Origin of the sequence: Pseudomonas frederiksbergensis, from assembly GCF_003732705.1 — a bacterium.
In the GTDB taxonomy this organism is placed as follows: Bacteria; Pseudomonadota; Gammaproteobacteria; order Pseudomonadales; family Pseudomonadaceae; genus Aquipseudomonas; species Aquipseudomonas frederiksbergensis_F.
On sequence record NZ_MOBR01000033.1, the window covers coordinates 1 to 15,803 of the forward strand.

A 15,803-nucleotide genomic window follows, 5' to 3' on the forward strand; every position below is an offset into this window, starting at 1 on the left:
GGTGTGTCAGTCACCCTTTGTGTTGAATGACACACCGCCTTCGCGAGCAAGCCCGCTCCCACAAAGGTTATGTGTTGAGCACAGAAACAAAAACGCCCCGATCATCACTGATCGGGGCGTTTTTTATTGCCGGTGCGCCGGTTAGGCGGCGATCGACAACTTGAGCTTGTTCATCGCACTCTTCTCGAGCTGACGAATACGCTCGGCCGACACGTTGTACTTCTGCGCCAGGTCGTGCAGCGTGGCTTTTTCTTCTGCCAGCCAACGCTGGTAGAGGATGTCACGGCTGCGGTCGTCCAGCACTTCCAGCGCTTCGTGCAGGTTGTGGTTGGAGTTGTCGCTCCAGTCGGCATCTTCCAGTTGACGGGCCGGGTCGTACCGGTGGTCTTCCAGATAGTTGGCCGGCGATTGGAACGCGCTGTCATCGTCCGCTTCCGCGGCCGGGTCGAAGGCCATGTCATGGCCGGTCAGGCGACTTTCCATCTCTCGCACTTCCCGCGGCTCTACGCCGAGGCTTTCCGCCACACGGTGGACTTCCTCGTTGTTCAGCCACGCCAGACGTTTCTTCTGGCTGCGCAGGTTGAAGAACAGCTTGCGCTGGGCCTTGGTGGTCGCGACTTTCACAATGCGCCAGTTGCGCAGGATGAACTCGTGAATTTCTGCCTTGATCCAGTGCACAGCGAACGAAACCAGACGCACACCCATTTCCGGGTTGAAGCGCTTCACAGCCTTCATCAGGCCGACGTTGCCTTCCTGGATCAGGTCAGCCTGAGCCAGACCGTAGCCGGAATAGCTACGGGCAATGTGTACGACAAAACGCAGGTGGGCGAGCACCATCTGCCGAGCCGCCCCCAAATCCTGCTCATAATAGAGACTCTCGGCCAGTTCACGCTCCTGCTCCGGCGTCAGCAATGGAATGCTGTTCACCGTGTGCACATAGGCTTCCAGGTTTGCGCCTGGGACCAGAGCATAAGCAGGTTGCAAAGAAGTGGTCATACGAAAAAACCTCCGACTTACATAACTCGTGCAGTTCAGCACTGCGAAAATTGACCGGAAACCGTAGGACAAGTTCCCATAAAAACCGAAAGGTCAATACGCGCAAAAAAATACTACTTCGGCGCCAACTCCCTGAGATGACGTGCGACTGCAATCCATGCACCGATATAACCCAACAGCACCGCGCCAAGCAAGAGCGACAGACCATCGGCAGCTGGCACTCCGGCCAGCGCAAAATTACTGCCGTACAAGCCGGCCAAACCAACCACTGCGTCGTTCAGCCAGTTCAGGCCGAACGCCAATACGCCCCAGGAAAGAATCCCCGCACCGAAGCCATAGAGCGCACCCATATACAGAAAGGGCCTGCGCACATAGCTGTCCGTGCCGCCGACGAGTTTAATCACTTCTATCTCTGTGCGGCGGTTTTCAATATGAAGACGAATGGTATTGCCTATCACCAAAAGTAATGCAGACACCAAAAGCACAGTCAAACCGAAGACAAACCGGTCGCCCAGCTTGAGGATGGCGGCCAGACGCTCGACCCAGACTAGATCAAGTTGCGCCTGCTGTACCTTCGGCAGCTCGGAAAGTTTTTGTCTTAATGCTTCAAGCGTCGCCTTGTCGACTTCGTTCGGCGTCACCAGCACGACGCCCGGCAACGGGTTTTCCGGCAGTTCCTTGAGTGCTTCTCCCAGACCGGACTGCTGCTGGAACTCTTCCAACGCTTGATCACGACCGACATATTCAGCGTCAGCGACGCCGGGCATGCCTTTGATCTGTTCACGCAACGACTCACCCTGCTCCGGGCTGGCGTCAAGTTGCAGATAAAGGGAAATCTGCGCCGCACGCTGCCAGGAACCACCCAGTCGCTCGACGTTATTCAGCAAAAGTGACAGCCCCATCGGCAAACTCAGTGCGACTGCCATCACCAGACAGGTGAAAAAACTGCCGATCGGCTGTTTGCCCAAGCGCCGCAAACTGTCGAGCAGGCTGGCGCGATGACTTTCGATCCAGGCACGTAACAGGGTGGCGAAGTCCGGGCCGTCGTCATCGTCACGCTTTTTCTTTTGCGGTTGCGGATCGGCAGCCTTCGGGGCCACGCGCTCGGAAACCTTGGGGCTGCGTGTCGCACTCATACGCCAGCCTCCCCGTCGCCGATCAAGCGGCCGCGTTGCAAGGTCAGCATGCGGTGGCGCATACGAGCGATCAGGGCCAGGTCGTGACTCGCGATGAGGACGCTGGTGCCCAGACGATTGATGTCTTCGAACACACCCATGATCTCCGCCGCCAGGCGCGGATCGAGGTTACCGGTCGGTTCGTCCGCCAGCAGCAAGGCCGGGCGGTGGACGATAGCGCGAGCAATTCCGACGCGCTGTTGCTGACCGGTGGACAGGTCACCGGGGTACAGATCGGTCTTGTCCGAGAGCGCCACGCGCTCCAGGGCCGAATCCACCCGCTTGACGATTTCAGCCTTGGACAGGCCAAGGATCTGCAACGGCAGCGCGACGTTGTTGAACACCGTGCGATCAAACAGCAACTGGTGATTCTGGAACACCACGCCGATCTGCCGCCGCAGATATGGAATCTGCGCGTTGCTGATGGTGCTCAGGTCTTGCCCGGCCAGCAGCAGTTTGCCGGTGCTCGGGCGTTCCATGGCCAGCAACAGCCGTAACAAGGTACTTTTACCGGCGCCGGAGTGGCCGGTGACAAACAAGAATTCGCCCCGACGGACTCGAAAGCTCAGCTCATGCAAGCCGACGTGACCGTTCGGGTAGCGTTTACCGACCTGTTCGAAACGAATCATGAACGCTCCCGCTCGGCAAACAATGCCTGGACAAAGGGTTCTGCTTCAAAGGTACGCAAATCATCGATGCCTTCACCGACGCCGATGTAGCGAATGGGCAAGCCGAACTGCTTGGCCAGGGCGAAAATCACCCCGCCCTTCGCGGTGCCGTCGAGCTTGGTCAGCGCCAGACCGGTCAGTTGCACGGTCTGGTTGAACTGCTTGGCCTGGTTGATGGCGTTCTGACCGGTACCGGCGTCGAGCACCAGCAGCACTTCGTGCGGTGCGTCGGCGTCAAGTTTGCCGATCACCCGGCGAACCTTCTTCAATTCTTCCATCAGGTTGTCTTTAGTGTGCAGACGACCGGCGGTGTCAGCGATCAGCACATCGATGCCACGGGCCTTGGCGGCCTGCACAGCATCGAAGATGACCGAAGCCGAGTCGGCGCCGGTGTGTTGGGCGATCACCGGGATCTTGTTGCGCTCACCCCAGACCTGCAATTGCTCCACGGCGGCGGCGCGGAAGGTGTCACCGGCGGCGAGCATGACTTTCTTGCCTTCCAGTTGCAGCTTCTTCGCCAGTTTGCCGATGGTGGTGGTCTTGCCGGCGCCGTTGACGCCGACGACCAGAATCACGAACGGCTTGTTTTGCGAGGTGATTTTCAGCGGCTGCTCGACGGGTTTGAGCATCGCCGCCAGTTCCGCTTGCAGGGATTTGTACAGTGCGTCGGCATCGGCGAGTTCTTTGCGCGCGACTTTCTGGGTCAGGCGCTGAATGATCACCGAAGTCGCTTCGACGCCAACGTCGGCGGTCAGCAGGCGGGTTTCGATGTCTTCTAGCAGTTCGTCATCGATGGTCTTGCGGCCCAGGAACAGACTGGCCATGCCTTCGCCGATGCTGGCGCTGGTCTTGGACAGGCCTTGCTTGAGGCGGGCGAAGAAACCGGCTTTGGTTTCTTCAGTGCGCGGCGGCTCGGACGGGGTTTCGACGATGGCGACAGGGGCTTCGACAACGGCAGCGACAACCGGTGCAGGCGCTGGCGCTGGCGCTTGAACAATCGGTGCAACGGGCGCTACGAAGGCCGGCACTTCTGGCTCTGGAACAACAACCGGCTCAGGCTCAGCGACGAAAACGGGCGCGACAACCGGCTCGATCACGGGCACATGAATCGGCTCAGGGGTAAACGCAATCGGTGCCGGAATCGGCGGCGTAACGTGTGGCGCCTGTTCGTCTTCGACCAGTGCCACCGGCTCTTCCGCCACCGGCAAGGTCAGCCACGGCTCAGCGACGGGCGTCAGCGGCAACTCGGCCACGACTTCGGGTTCTGCCTCAACCACCGGCTGCAACACCGGCTCGGCATTCGGCAGGACAATCGGCGCCGGCTCTTCTTCTATTACCGGCGCAGGAATGGGCTCAGGAGTGGGCTGTGGCTGTTCGACGACGGTTTCCTGCGGCTTTTTGCGCAGCCATCCGAACAGGCTTTTCTTTTCGCCAGCCGCAGCTGGGGTCTTCTTGTCGTCGTTGGAACCAAACATGGAGGACGGCTATCTCACGGTAGCGACGCGCCAAAGGGCGCCTCGGCAAATAAATATTCGATGCAGAACAGACTGCGATTCACCCAGCTTGTTCACGCGCAACAATTTGTCGAAGTGCCAACGGCACCTCAAAGGTCGACTAATACGAAGGACTGGACCGGCATCGTCGGCGAAAACGCAGAGTCTAGCTGACAAACTCAAAGCTTCTTCCGAGAACCCATACAACCTGCGGACCGATAAAAGGCTCACAGGCGTGGCCGCCAGTAAAACGGACCGTTATCCTAGCACCCTCTCGCCCGCTGACGCTAAGAACAAGCGGGCAGCTCAACAGGTTTAAAAAACGTATGAATGCTCTAGCCCGCCGCGCCGCAGGCCTGCTGCTCAGCACAGTTTGTCTGCCCCTCTCGGCCCTGGCTGCCGATCCACAACCCACCCACGAATTCACCCTCGACAACGGCTTGAAGGTCGTTGTGCGCGAAGACCATCGTGCGCCAGTGGTGGTTTCCCAGGTCTGGTACAAGGTCGGCTCCAGCTACGAGACTCCGGGTCAGACCGGTCTGTCCCACGCCTTGGAACACATGATGTTCAAGGGCAGCGAGAAAGTCGGCCCCGGCGAAGCGTCGCTGATCCTGCGCGACCTCGGCGCCGAAGAGAACGCCTTCACCAGCGATGACTTCACCGCGTACTACCAAGTACTGGCCCGGGATCGCCTGGGCGTGGCCTTCGAACTCGAAGCCGACCGCATGGCCAACCTGAAACTGCCGGCCGACGAGTTCAGCCGCGAGATCGAGGTTATTAAGGAAGAGCGTCGTCTGCGCACCGACGACAAACCGATGTCCAAGGCCTACGAACGCTTCAAGGCCATGGCCTACCCGGCCAGCGGCTATCACACGCCGACCATCGGCTGGATGGCTGACCTGGACCGCATGAAGGTCGAAGAACTGCGTCATTGGTACAAATCCTGGTACGTGCCGAACAACGCCACCCTCGTGGTGGTCGGCGACGTGACCCCGGATGAAGTCAAGGCTCTGGCCCAGCGCTACTTCGGCCCGATTGCCAAGCGCGACGTGCCACCGGCGAAAATCCCGCTGGAACTGGCCGAGCCCGGCGAACGGCAGATCACCTTGCACGTACAGACTCAACTGCCGAGCCTGATGCTGGCCTTCAACGTACCGAGCATCGCCACCGCCGAAGACAAGCGTTCGGTGAATGCCTTGCGCCTGATCTCGGCCCTGCTCGACGGCGGCTACAGCGGTCGGATTCCGACGCAACTGGAGCGCGGCGAAGAACTGGTGTCCGGCGGCTCGTCGAGTTACGACGCCTACACCCGTGGCGACAGCCTGTTCACCCTGTCCGCCAGCCCGAACACGCAAAAGAAGAAAACCATCGCCCAGGCCGAAGCCGGTCTGTGGAAACTGCTCGAACAACTGAAAACCACTGCGCCATCGGCTGAAGAGCTGGAGCGCGTGCGGGCTCAGGTCATTGCCGGCCTGGTCTACGAGCGTGATTCGATTACCAGCCAGGCCACCGCCATTGGCCAATTGGAAACCGTCGGTCTGTCGTGGAAATTGATGGACACCGAGCTGGCCGATCTGGAAAGCGTCACCCCCGACGACATCCAGAAAGCCGCCAAGCTGTATTTCACCCGCGAACGTCTCAGCGTCGCCCATGTACTTCCACTGGAGACGACTCATGAGTGAGCGTAAAAAACCGCGCCTGGCGCTAATCGGACTGATCCTTGTGGCATTGATCGGGTCGGCAACGGTCTACCTGTTGCGGCCCGATGACTCCAAGGCCAGCGAAGCCCTCGACAAAGCCAAGTCCAGCCAGAAACTGCAATCCCTGGCTGAGCTCGACGGCAAGGCCCCAAGCCATCGCAACATGGACGTGCAGACCTGGAACACCGCCGAAGGCGCCAAGGTGATGTTTGTCGAAGCCCATGAGCTGCCGATGTTCGACATGCGCCTGATCTTCGCCGCTGGCAGCAGCCAGGACGGCAACGCACCGGGCCTGGCGCTGCTGACCAACGCCATGCTCAACGAAGGCGTGGCCGGTAAAGATGTCGGCGCTATCGCCCAGGGCTTCGAAGGCCTGGGCGCGGACTTCGGCAACGGTGCTTACAAAGACATGGCGGTTGCGTCCCTGCGCAGTTTGAGCGCCGTGGACAAACGTGAGCCGGCCTTGCAGCTGTTCTCTGAGGTTATCGGCAAGCCGACCTTCCCCGCCGATTCGTTCGCACGCATCAAGAACCAGATGCTCGCCGGTTTCGAATACCAGAAACAAAACCCCGGCAAACTGGCCGGCATCGAGTTGATGAAGCGTCTTTACGGCGATCACCCTTACGCCAACTCCAGCGATGGCACGGCGAAAACCGTTCCGGCGATCACCCTCGCCCAGTTGCGCGCTTTTCACGAAAAAGCCTACGCCGCCGGCAACGTGGTAATTGCACTGGTGGGCGATCTGTCCCGCGCCGAAGCCGAGGCGATTGCCGCGCAAGTCTCCAGTGCGCTGCCAAAAGGCCCGGCCCTGGCGAAGATCCCGCAACCGATCGAACCCAAAGCCAGCATCGGCCACATCGAGTTCCCGTCCAAACAGACCAACCTGATGCTCGCGCAACTGGGCATCGACCGTGATGACCCGGATTACGCGGCACTGTCCATGGGCAATCAGATCCTTGGCGGCGGTGGTTTCGGCACCCGGTTGATGAGTGAAGTGCGCGAGAAGCGTGGCCTGACTTATGGCGTCTACTCGGGCTTCACCCCGATGCAGGCCCGTGGTCCGTTCATGATCAACCTGCAGACCCGCGCCGAAATGAGCGAAGGCACCCTGAAACTGGTGCAGGACGTACTCGCCGACTACCTTAAAACCGGCCCGACCCAGAAAGAACTCGACGACGCCAAGCGTGAACTGGCCGGCAGCTTCCCGCTGTCCACCGCCAGCAACGCCGATATCGTCGGCCAGCTCGGCGCCATGGGCTTCTACAACCTGCCGCTGAGTTATCTGGAAGACTTCATGCAGCAGTCCCAGAGCCTGACCGTCGAACAGGTTAAAAACGTACTGAACAAACACCTGAGCACGGACAAAATGGTCATCGTCACCGCAGGCCCGACCGTGCCGCAAAAGCCGTTACCGGCCCCATCTGATAAACCCACCGAGCAGCCGCTCGGGGTTCCGGAGCATTAATGGCCACTCGCCCGAAAAAACCTGTTCACAACGTGCATAACGGCGTGAACCAATTGCGCATCATCGGCGGTGAATGGGGCAGCCGTAAGCTGAGCTTCCCTGACGCACCGGGCCTGCGCCCGACCCCGGACCGGGTGCGTGAAACCCTGTTCAACTGGCTCGCGCCGTACATCGCCGGGGCCAAGGTGCTGGATCCGTTCGCCGGCAGCGGTGCGTTGTTCCTCGAAGCCTTGTCCCGTGGCGCGGCCATGGGCCAGGCGCTGGATGCCAGCAACATCGCGGTGTCCAGCATCAAGGAACATTTGGGCACCCTGCGCTGCACCACCGGCCAGGTGCAAACCGCCGATGCCTTGCGCTATCTGGAAACCCAAACTGCAACCGCGTATGACGTGGTGTTCCTCGACCCGCCGTTCAACCAGAACCTGTTGCCCGGCGTTTGCGCCATGCTCGAAGAGCGTCAGTGGCTGGCCGATGACGCCTGGGTTTATACCGAAAGCGAAAACGCACCGTCGGTACTGGGCTTGCCGGGCAACTGGCGCCTGCACCGGGAGCAGAAGTCCGGGCGGGTTTATTACGCGTTATGGCAGCGCAGCATCTAATAACTTTTCAAACTTGCCCGGACAACTAACACTTGTCCGGGCATTTGTTGCATACAGCAATATTTTAACTGTAGCCCCGTCACCAATAATTAAGCCACTCTTGCTCCCGCGAACTAACTCGCATGGACGCAAAGGATTTTTGGCGAATGAATGCTACAACTAATACCCCTACAACCAATGAATTTACACTCGACAATGGCTTGAAAGTTGTCGTGCGTGAGAATCATCACAAGGCAGAGTTTTGCTCCGCAATTACCTACGGTGCTGGCGTCTATTATGAGACCCCGGAAGAGTGGGGCCTGAGTTCCATTGTTACGCAATCGCTGGTCAAGATGGAAGACTATGAACTTGTAAAGGAGTTGGGCGGAGATTTGCTGTCCCATTGGAGTCAGGACTCCCTGACTCATCGGATTATCCTGCCCCGCGACCATCTGGAGACGGCGTTCAAGCTCCAGTCCGCCATGATGATGCATGCAGCGCAAGACGAAGTATTCCAGCGTTTGCACGAGGTTGAACTATTAAATAGCAAGAAAGAATCCACCTTCGTCTCCTGTGTTTCCTTCAGCCCGAAACTTGAGGCGCTCATCGAAACCGGAACCCGGTACTACATGACATCCGAAGGGCTTACCCACAGCCTCGAGCAACTGACACTGGAAAAAATCCGGCAATGGCACGCTACCTGGTATGTGCCAAGCAATGCGGTGCTGGTTGTATCCGGCGATATTACTCTGGATGAAATCCGGCAACTTGCCGAAGAGCATTTCGGCCCAATTGCCAAGTCCGATGCACCACAAATTGATGTTTCCCCAACACTGCCAGTACCGGGTTACCGTCAACTAACAGAGCAGCTGGATACTCAACACCCCCTCATGCAAGTTGTGTTCAACGTACCCGGTCTCGCGACCGTAACCGACGTGCAGTCCGCCCGGGCCCTGCAGGTCATGACCTCGCTGTTGACGAGTGCAGCACCTGAACGCCTCGTCACACCCGACCTGAATCCCTCGTGCATGTTCTCGACCTATCCTCGAAACTGTCGAGGCGACTCTCGAATCACGTTTGCCTTTTATTTCGAAGGCGACGCTCATGTTGCTGAAGCCGGTTTCTGGGCATGGCTGGAAGAAGTGAAAAGTACACTGCTCACGGCGGAGGAAATCGAGCCTGCCGTCAAGGCCGCTAGCGCCAAAGCACAAAACCGTAACAAAAGTAATTTGCGTCAGTCGGAGCTCATTGGCCAATTAATCGCAATTGGCTGCCCGTGGCAGTTGCTCGATCTTGAGCTGGCGCAACTGGAGAGCGTGACCCCGACCGATATCCAATCGACTGCCCAGGCGTTTCTCACCCGTGAGCGGGCCACCGTCGGTCACGTTTTCCCGATGGAAAAGTAAGGCGACCGATTCATTACCTATTTGTCCTGCAACAACGTCTCGTTTAATGACGGGACGCTTGTTGCATGGAATGCCCAGCCGGGTTTCTACCCCTTCAAACAATGGAATGTTTCAATGATCGAGCAAGATAAAACCGTTCATACGTTTACGCTGAATAATGGTTTAAAGGTTATTTTTCGTCACCACCCGACCTCCCGTTCAATGACGGCGGTCATGCACTATAAGGTCGGTTCCTCTTACCCGGAAAAGCGTGAACTGGCCAGTGTTGTAGCAATGGCGCTTTACGACAACAAGGGTAACCCGTGGAATGATGAGCATCCGGACAACTGGGTTCACGTGACTGACTTACTCCATGACCGCTTGCAATGCACCTTGTCAGGCCATCCAGATAAATTTGAACGCGCGTTGCAGTACTACGCTCATGAGCTGACAACTGCGCCACTGTTCCCCCATGAAATGATTCAGGAAGTTTATGTCAAGCAACCGCCACGGGCGGAGCGTCCAATCAATAACTACCATCAGCACTACCGATATATATGGGACATCACGTTCCCCGGAAGCAATTACAGCGCGGATCACCTGCACAATCCTTGCGCAGCGATGACAATTACCGAGGAAGATATTCAGGACTTTCATCAGCGCTGGATTGCACCCAACAATGCTGTGTTGTGCATTGATGCAGATATGTCCATTGAAAACGTGAAAGCGTTGGTGAACAACTACCTGGGTGATATTCCGGCACGTGCACTGCCGCGCCGGCCGGTCATTGGTGTAGCCAGTGCACCGGGAGAGCGTCGCCTGATCAAGCACGGTCCGACTGACTTCCCAACTGTCCAAATGAACTTCAACTTGCCGATCTTGACCGACGACACGCTCAAACTGTCTAGCGCACTATCGGCCATTGTCACTCTGATCAATAGCCTGAACCGCGACATCCCGCAGGAATTGACCTGGCTCACTGAACACCAAAACCAGATACGCCAGCTGACTTCATACCCTGTGCATGCCTCCCTTATGAATTCGCGCGCGGGTGCGGCGCTGATCATCAAGGTCGCCGTGGAAAAACAATCAGGCCATTCGCTCAATACGCTGGAAGACAACATTTGGGCGCTGATAGAGAGTCTGAAAACTCATCTGTTGCCGTCTTCAATGATTGAGGACTCGGTGAATAGCACGCTGATGGAATCTCAAACTCCGTACGGCACTACTTGGGCAACCCAGGCCGGGGCCAACGCCATTCTGGATCGCGCCGCGACAATCTCCGAAGACGATCGTCAGTTGATGCAAAGCCTTACTCCCGAAGAGGTTCATGAGGCAGCCATGACTTACCTGGTCCGTAACCGCGTCAGTGTCCTGCATCTGCTGTCCTGATTCTTAAACGCCCACCCCAGGCCGGGCAGTGTCACTGCCCGCTTGGCATACGCCAGATCGTGCATGCGATACATATGTACCGCCACTCTCTTAATGACATCAGCCACGATTTTTGAAGGACTTTCGTCAATTGCAAGGATGTACACGGATGAACATCGCTTATCGCACGGCAGCACTGCTGGCCGGATTGCTGTCGCCGCTGGTGGTCGCGGCAGCTTCGCCGCTCACGCAAGAATTCACCTTAACCAATGGCCTCAAGGTCGTGGTGCGCGAGGACCATCGCGCGCCCGTTGTGACCTCACAACTCTGGCTCAAAGTGGGCTCCAGCCACGAATCACCGGGAAAGTCCGGCCTGTCCCACGCTTTGGAACACATGCTCTACAAGGGCAGCAGCAAGCTCTGCGCCGGCGAAGCCTCCGGTATCTTCGACACCTTGGGCGCTTCACAAAATGCCTTTACCGACAAAGAAGTCACCACCTACTACCAGACCTTGCTGCCCCACCAGTTGGGCGTTTCCTTCGAAGTGATGGCGGACATCATGTCGAGCGCCCAATTGCGTGCCGAAGACTTTATTCCCGAACTGGCGGTGATTCAGGAGGAGCGCCGTTTGCGCGTCGACGATGACCTCAATGCCACCGCCCAGCATCGCCTCAACAGCCTCGCCTATCCGGCCAGCAGCTACGGCGCGCCGATCATCGGCTGGATGCACGACTTGCAACGCCTGAACACCGAAGATTTACGCGATTGGTATCAGGCCCATTACGCGCCGGGCAACGCCACGCTGGTGATCGTGGGTGACGTGACCCTGGAAAACGTAAAAGCCCTGGCCGAACGTTACTTCGGTGTGCTGCCGGCCAAATCCTTTGTCCAGACCCGGACCTCTCTGGAACTGGCCGAACCGGGAGAACGCAAGATCACTCTGCATCAAGCAATCCCCGCCCCACGCCTGTTGATGGCATTCAACGTGCCCAGCCTGGGCACCGCCGAAAACCGCCGGACCGTGCATTCCCTGACCCTGCTCGACGCGCTGCTGGCTGGCTCCAACAGTGCGCGTTTGCGCAAGCGCCTGCAGTTCGGTGAACGGCTGTTTAGCGCGACCTCGTCCGAATACAACGCGCTGTTTCGCGGCGACAGCCTGTTTACCGTTGATGCCGAACTCAACACGCAGCGCAACATCAGCCTGGATGAAGCCCAGGCGCGGATCTGGACACTGCTCGATGAATTCAAGGCAACCCCGCCCGATGCAGATGAGCTGGAACGCGCACGGACCCAACTGATTGCCAAGCGGCTCTATGCCCGCGACGCCATCGAAGATCAGGCCGACCGCTTGGGCTCCTTCGAAAGCATCGGTGTGTCGTGGCGTGAAATGGACGAAGAGGTCAATGAGTTGAAACAGGTGACGCCCGAAGATATCCAGCAAGCCGCCGTGACCTACCTGACGCGTCAACGCTTGAGCACCGCCCATGTCCTCGTGGAGAAAAGCCATGAATAAGTTTTCCGTTTTGACCCTGGGTTGCGTGTTGCTCAACAGCCTGCATTCACCACTGGCGCTGGCCGAGACTCAGCCTTCAACCTCGGCTCCACGCCTGCAATCCCTGGCAGAGCTTGACCAGCAACCCATTGCCTCCCGCGCTCTGAACATCCATGCCTGGAAATCGCCTGCGGGGGGCAAAGTCCTGTTTGTCCGCACCACGGAACTGCCGATTATCGATCTGCACGTCAGCTTCGCCGCTGGCAGTGCGCAGGATGGCGCACATCCGGGACTCGCCGCCGCCACCTTTAGCTCGATCAATGAAGGCGTACCTGGCAAAAACCTGGCGAGCATCCTGGAAATCTTCGATAGCCTGGGTGCCAAGTTCGACATGAACATCAACCACGACCGGGCTTCACTGTCACTGCGCAGCCTCGCGACCGGTGAAAAGCTCGACCCGGCGCTGCAACTGTTTGTGCAAATGCTCGGCCAACCGCAGATCAGCGACACCGTCCTCGGGCGAATCAAAAACCAGTTGATCAAGCAGCTCAAAAACCAGCAGCAAAACCCCGACCTGCAAATCAATCAGGTCCTCAAAGAGATGCTGCTGCCCGGCCACCCTTACGCACAACGCGTCTTTGGCACGGCAGAAAGCGTCAGTGAATTGACCCGTGCGCAAGTTCAGGACTTCCATCGCAAGGCCTATAGTTCGGGTGATCTGTTGATCACACTGGTCGGTGACTTGTCCCTGGAACAGGCCCAGGCCATCAGTTTGCAGATCATCAACGCCTTACCCGCGAACGCTGATGCGATGCCCGCGACACCCGCCCCGCAGCCAACCACCGAGGCCAGCGTCCGACACATTGAGCGGGCGTCGAACCAGACCCATGTCTTGCTGGGCCAATTGGGCGTGACCCGGCAACACCCGGACTATGTTGCATTGTCGGTGGCGCATGCGATCTTCGGCGGGCAGCGGCTCAGTTCTCGGCTGATGACCGAGCTGCGGGGGAAACGCGGGCTTACCTACACCGCGCAACTCAAGATGCCGCCCCTGCAAGCGGCAGGTCTTGCCGTGATCGAGTTCAAGACCCGTCCCCAGTACAGCGAAGGCGCGGTGGCGCTGGTGCAGTCGCTTTACCGTGACTTCCTCAAGGAAGGGCCGACACAACAGGAACTTGACGAAGCCAAAGGCTACTTGCGCAGCGTCAACGCGCTGACCAGCGCCAGCAACGAGCATATCCATGCCCGATTGGTCGACATCAACGAGCAAGACTTGCCCCTCGACCTGGACTTTCCAATCCTCCAGGCCCGGGACTTGACCGTCGCGCAGATCAAGGCAGCCCTGAACCGGCACTTCGATGCGGACCGATGGTCGGTGGTAACGGCCGGGCCGACCGTGCAGCAATTGCCGTTGCCTACACCTGCCATTCAAGCGCCACAGAGCATGTGTCGCGCCGAGCCGGGGATTGTGGCAAGTTAGTTTCTTTGGACATCGGCGCCAGGGTCACGCTTTGCGGCCCTGGCGCCGACTGTTTTACCTTGCAGAGAACCACAGTGCTCCAGCCCAGCGAACGCTTCACCCCGGCCCTCGGCCTCGGCAACCCGCACTTGCAAACCTTGTGGGGCCCGCTATGGCGTAAAACCACGCATATTGATCGCACGCGCGAACGGCTTTGGCTCGACGATGGCGACTTCCTCGACCTCGACTGGCACGGCCCGCATACCGCCGATGCACCGTTGGTGCTGGTGTTGCACGGGCTGACCGGCTCGTCGAACTCGCCCTATGTCGCAGGCCTGCAAAAAGTCCTCGGCGATCAAGGCTGGGCCAGCGTCGCGCTGAACTGGCGGGGCTGCTCGGGCGAGCCAAATCTGTTGGCCCGCAGCTATCACTCCGGCGCCAGCGAAGACCTGGCCGAAGCGATCAAACACCTGAAAGCCAATCGCCCCCTCGCGCCGCTGTATGCCGTGGGTTATTCCCTGGGCGGCAACGTGCTGCTCAAGCACTTGGGTGAAACCGGCAGCGCCAGTGGTGTGCTGGGTGCGGTGGCGGTGTCGGTGCCGTTTCGTCTCGATCAGTGCGCCGACCGGATCGGCAAAGGGTTTTCCAAGGTCTACCAGGCGCATTTCATGCGCGAAATGGTGGCCTACATCAAGAACAAACAACGGCAGTTCCAGCATGACGGGCGCGAAGATGGCCTGGCGGCACTGGCGGCGCTGGGTTCACTGGAGAACATGCGCACCTTCTGGGATTTCGATGGCCGAGTTACCGCGCCGCTGAACGGTTTTGTCGATGCCGAGGATTACTATCGTCGCGCTTCGAGTCGTTATTTCCTCGGGGAAATTCGCACGCCGACGTTGATCATCCAGGCCGCAGACGATCCGTTCGTGTTCCCTCACAGCCTGCCCGATGCCAGCGAGTTGTCCGCCTGCACGCAATTTGAATTGCAGGCCAAGGGCGGGCATGTCGGTTTTGTCGACGGATCGTTTCGGCAACCGGGTTACTACCTGGAACGGCGCATTCCCCAATGGCTCACCGCTGCGGGTCGCGAGTAAGGCCATGGACACCGATCAGGGCGAGTCGATCCGCTTCTGGCAAACGGCCCCGCTGGCCGGGGTCGAGCTGCTGTCGGCGCGCTACATCGAACACCGCTTTGCGCCCCATGTGCATGACGGCTACGTGATCGGCATGATCATGGCCGGCGCCCAGCGCTACCGCTATCGCGGCGCCGAGCACCTGGCGGGCAGCGGCACGCTGGTGTTGATCAACCCCGATGAGCTGCACACCGGCCATAAAGGCACGGAGGACGGCTGGTTGTACCGGGCGTTTTATCCCGACAGCGGTCAGATCCTGTCGCTGCTGGCCGAACTGGAATTGCCCACCAACGAATTGCCCGCATTTGGTGCCACGTTGTATCGCGATCCGGATCTGGTGAAGGGTTTCTGTCAGTTGCATCGTTTGCTGGAGAGCCCGTCCACGGCATTGCAACAGCAGACGGTCTGGCGAGAAATGATGCTGTCGCTGCTGCAACGCCATGCGGCGGTGCCGATTGCCGGCAAACCCGGTAAGGAACACCGGGCGGTGACCCTGGCCAAGGACTTGCTGCAATCGCAATTGGCGGCGCCACCGTCGCTGGAAGAACTGGCAGCGGCGGTGAACCTGTCGCCGTTCCACTTCGCCAGGGTGTTCCGCCGCGCCACCGGCATGCCACCGCACACCTGGCTGATGCAGCAGCGCATCGCCCGGGCCCGGGCCTTGTTACAGGGTGGCTGTTTGCCGTTGGACGTGGCGACGCAATTGGGCTTTGCCGATCAGAGTCATCTGAGCCGGCAGTTCAAGCAGGTGTATGGGGTTGGGCCGGGGGCGTATCGCAGTGCCCGCGCACCACTCGGGAATTAAGGCAGGTCCAATGTAGGAGCGAGGCTTGCCCGCGAAAGCGGTGGGTCAGTCGGTATTAATGTTGACTGACCCACCGCTTTCGC

The 15,803-nt window shown here is 58.9% G+C and carries 13 protein-coding genes; 9 read left to right on the plus strand and 4 right to left on the minus strand.

What is annotated here, in order from left to right; genetic code table 11:
* Window positions 1-141 precede the first annotated feature (141 nt).
* The 4 genes from rpoH to ftsY form a co-directional block, all read right to left on the minus strand.
* A complete protein-coding gene (gene rpoH, locus BK667_RS24970) occupies window positions 142-996 on the minus strand; it encodes an RNA polymerase sigma factor RpoH (RefSeq protein ID WP_003176698.1) in 855 nt (284 codons plus the stop codon).
* A gap of 113 nt (window positions 997-1,109) precedes the next feature.
* A complete protein-coding gene (gene ftsX, locus BK667_RS24975; RefSeq protein ID WP_123599206.1) occupies window positions 1,110-2,132 on the minus strand; it encodes a permease-like cell division protein FtsX in 1,023 nt (340 codons plus the stop codon).
* Complete coding sequence (gene ftsE, locus BK667_RS24980) at window positions 2,129-2,800, minus strand: cell division ATP-binding protein FtsE (protein WP_025215982.1); 672 nt, start codon at window positions 2,798-2,800, stop codon at window positions 2,129-2,131. The genes ftsX and ftsE overlap by 4 nt, the downstream gene beginning before the upstream one ends.
* Window positions 2,797-4,314, minus strand: coding sequence for a signal recognition particle-docking protein FtsY (gene ftsY / locus BK667_RS24985; protein ID WP_123599207.1), 1,518 nt, complete (start codon window positions 4,312-4,314; stop codon window positions 2,797-2,799). Before ftsY ends, ftsE begins: the two co-directional genes overlap by 4 nt.
* 344 nt (window positions 4,315-4,658) lie before the next feature.
* On the opposite strand from ftsY, the gene BK667_RS24995 reads away from it, so the two are divergent.
* The 9 genes from BK667_RS24995 to BK667_RS25035 all read left to right on the plus strand — a co-directional run bounded on the left by BK667_RS24995 (window position 4,659) and on the right by BK667_RS25035 (window position 15,720).
* A complete protein-coding gene (locus BK667_RS24995; RefSeq protein WP_123509820.1) occupies window positions 4,659-6,014 on the plus strand; it encodes a M16 family metallopeptidase in 1,356 nt (451 codons plus the stop codon).
* Entirely contained in the window at window positions 6,007-7,497 is a 1,491-nt protein-coding gene (locus BK667_RS25000; protein WP_123599208.1) for a M16 family metallopeptidase, read from the plus strand. The genes BK667_RS24995 and BK667_RS25000 overlap by 8 nt, the downstream gene beginning before the upstream one ends.
* The gene (gene rsmD / locus BK667_RS25005) at window positions 7,497-8,096 is read left to right on the plus strand and encodes a 16S rRNA (guanine(966)-N(2))-methyltransferase RsmD (RefSeq protein ID WP_123509818.1); all 600 of its coding nucleotides are present in this window, start codon (window positions 7,497-7,499) and stop codon (window positions 8,094-8,096) included. Before BK667_RS25000 ends, rsmD begins: the two co-directional genes overlap by 1 nt.
* Before the next feature lie 146 nt (window positions 8,097-8,242).
* The gene (locus BK667_RS25010) at window positions 8,243-9,481 is read left to right on the plus strand and encodes a M16 family metallopeptidase (RefSeq protein ID WP_185058274.1); all 1,239 of its coding nucleotides are present in this window, start codon (window positions 8,243-8,245) and stop codon (window positions 9,479-9,481) included.
* Window positions 9,482-9,595: 114 nt separating this feature from the next.
* Complete coding sequence (locus BK667_RS25015) at window positions 9,596-10,852, plus strand: M16 family metallopeptidase (protein WP_123599210.1); 1,257 nt, start codon at window positions 9,596-9,598, stop codon at window positions 10,850-10,852.
* A gap of 148 nt (window positions 10,853-11,000) precedes the next feature.
* Window positions 11,001-12,344, plus strand: a complete 1,344-nt coding sequence (locus BK667_RS25020; protein WP_123599211.1) for a M16 family metallopeptidase — start codon at window positions 11,001-11,003, stop codon at window positions 12,342-12,344.
* A complete protein-coding gene (locus tag BK667_RS25025) occupies window positions 12,337-13,803 on the plus strand; it encodes a M16 family metallopeptidase (protein ID WP_123599212.1) in 1,467 nt (488 codons plus the stop codon). The genes BK667_RS25020 and BK667_RS25025 overlap by 8 nt, the downstream gene beginning before the upstream one ends.
* A gap of 74 nt (window positions 13,804-13,877) precedes the next feature.
* Complete coding sequence (locus BK667_RS25030) at window positions 13,878-14,876, plus strand: hydrolase (protein ID WP_123509813.1); 999 nt, start codon at window positions 13,878-13,880, stop codon at window positions 14,874-14,876.
* 4 nt (window positions 14,877-14,880) lie between these two features.
* Entirely contained in the window at window positions 14,881-15,720 is an 840-nt protein-coding gene (locus tag BK667_RS25035; RefSeq protein WP_123599213.1) for an AraC family transcriptional regulator, read from the plus strand.
* The last annotated feature ends 83 nt before the right edge of the window (window positions 15,721-15,803 follow it).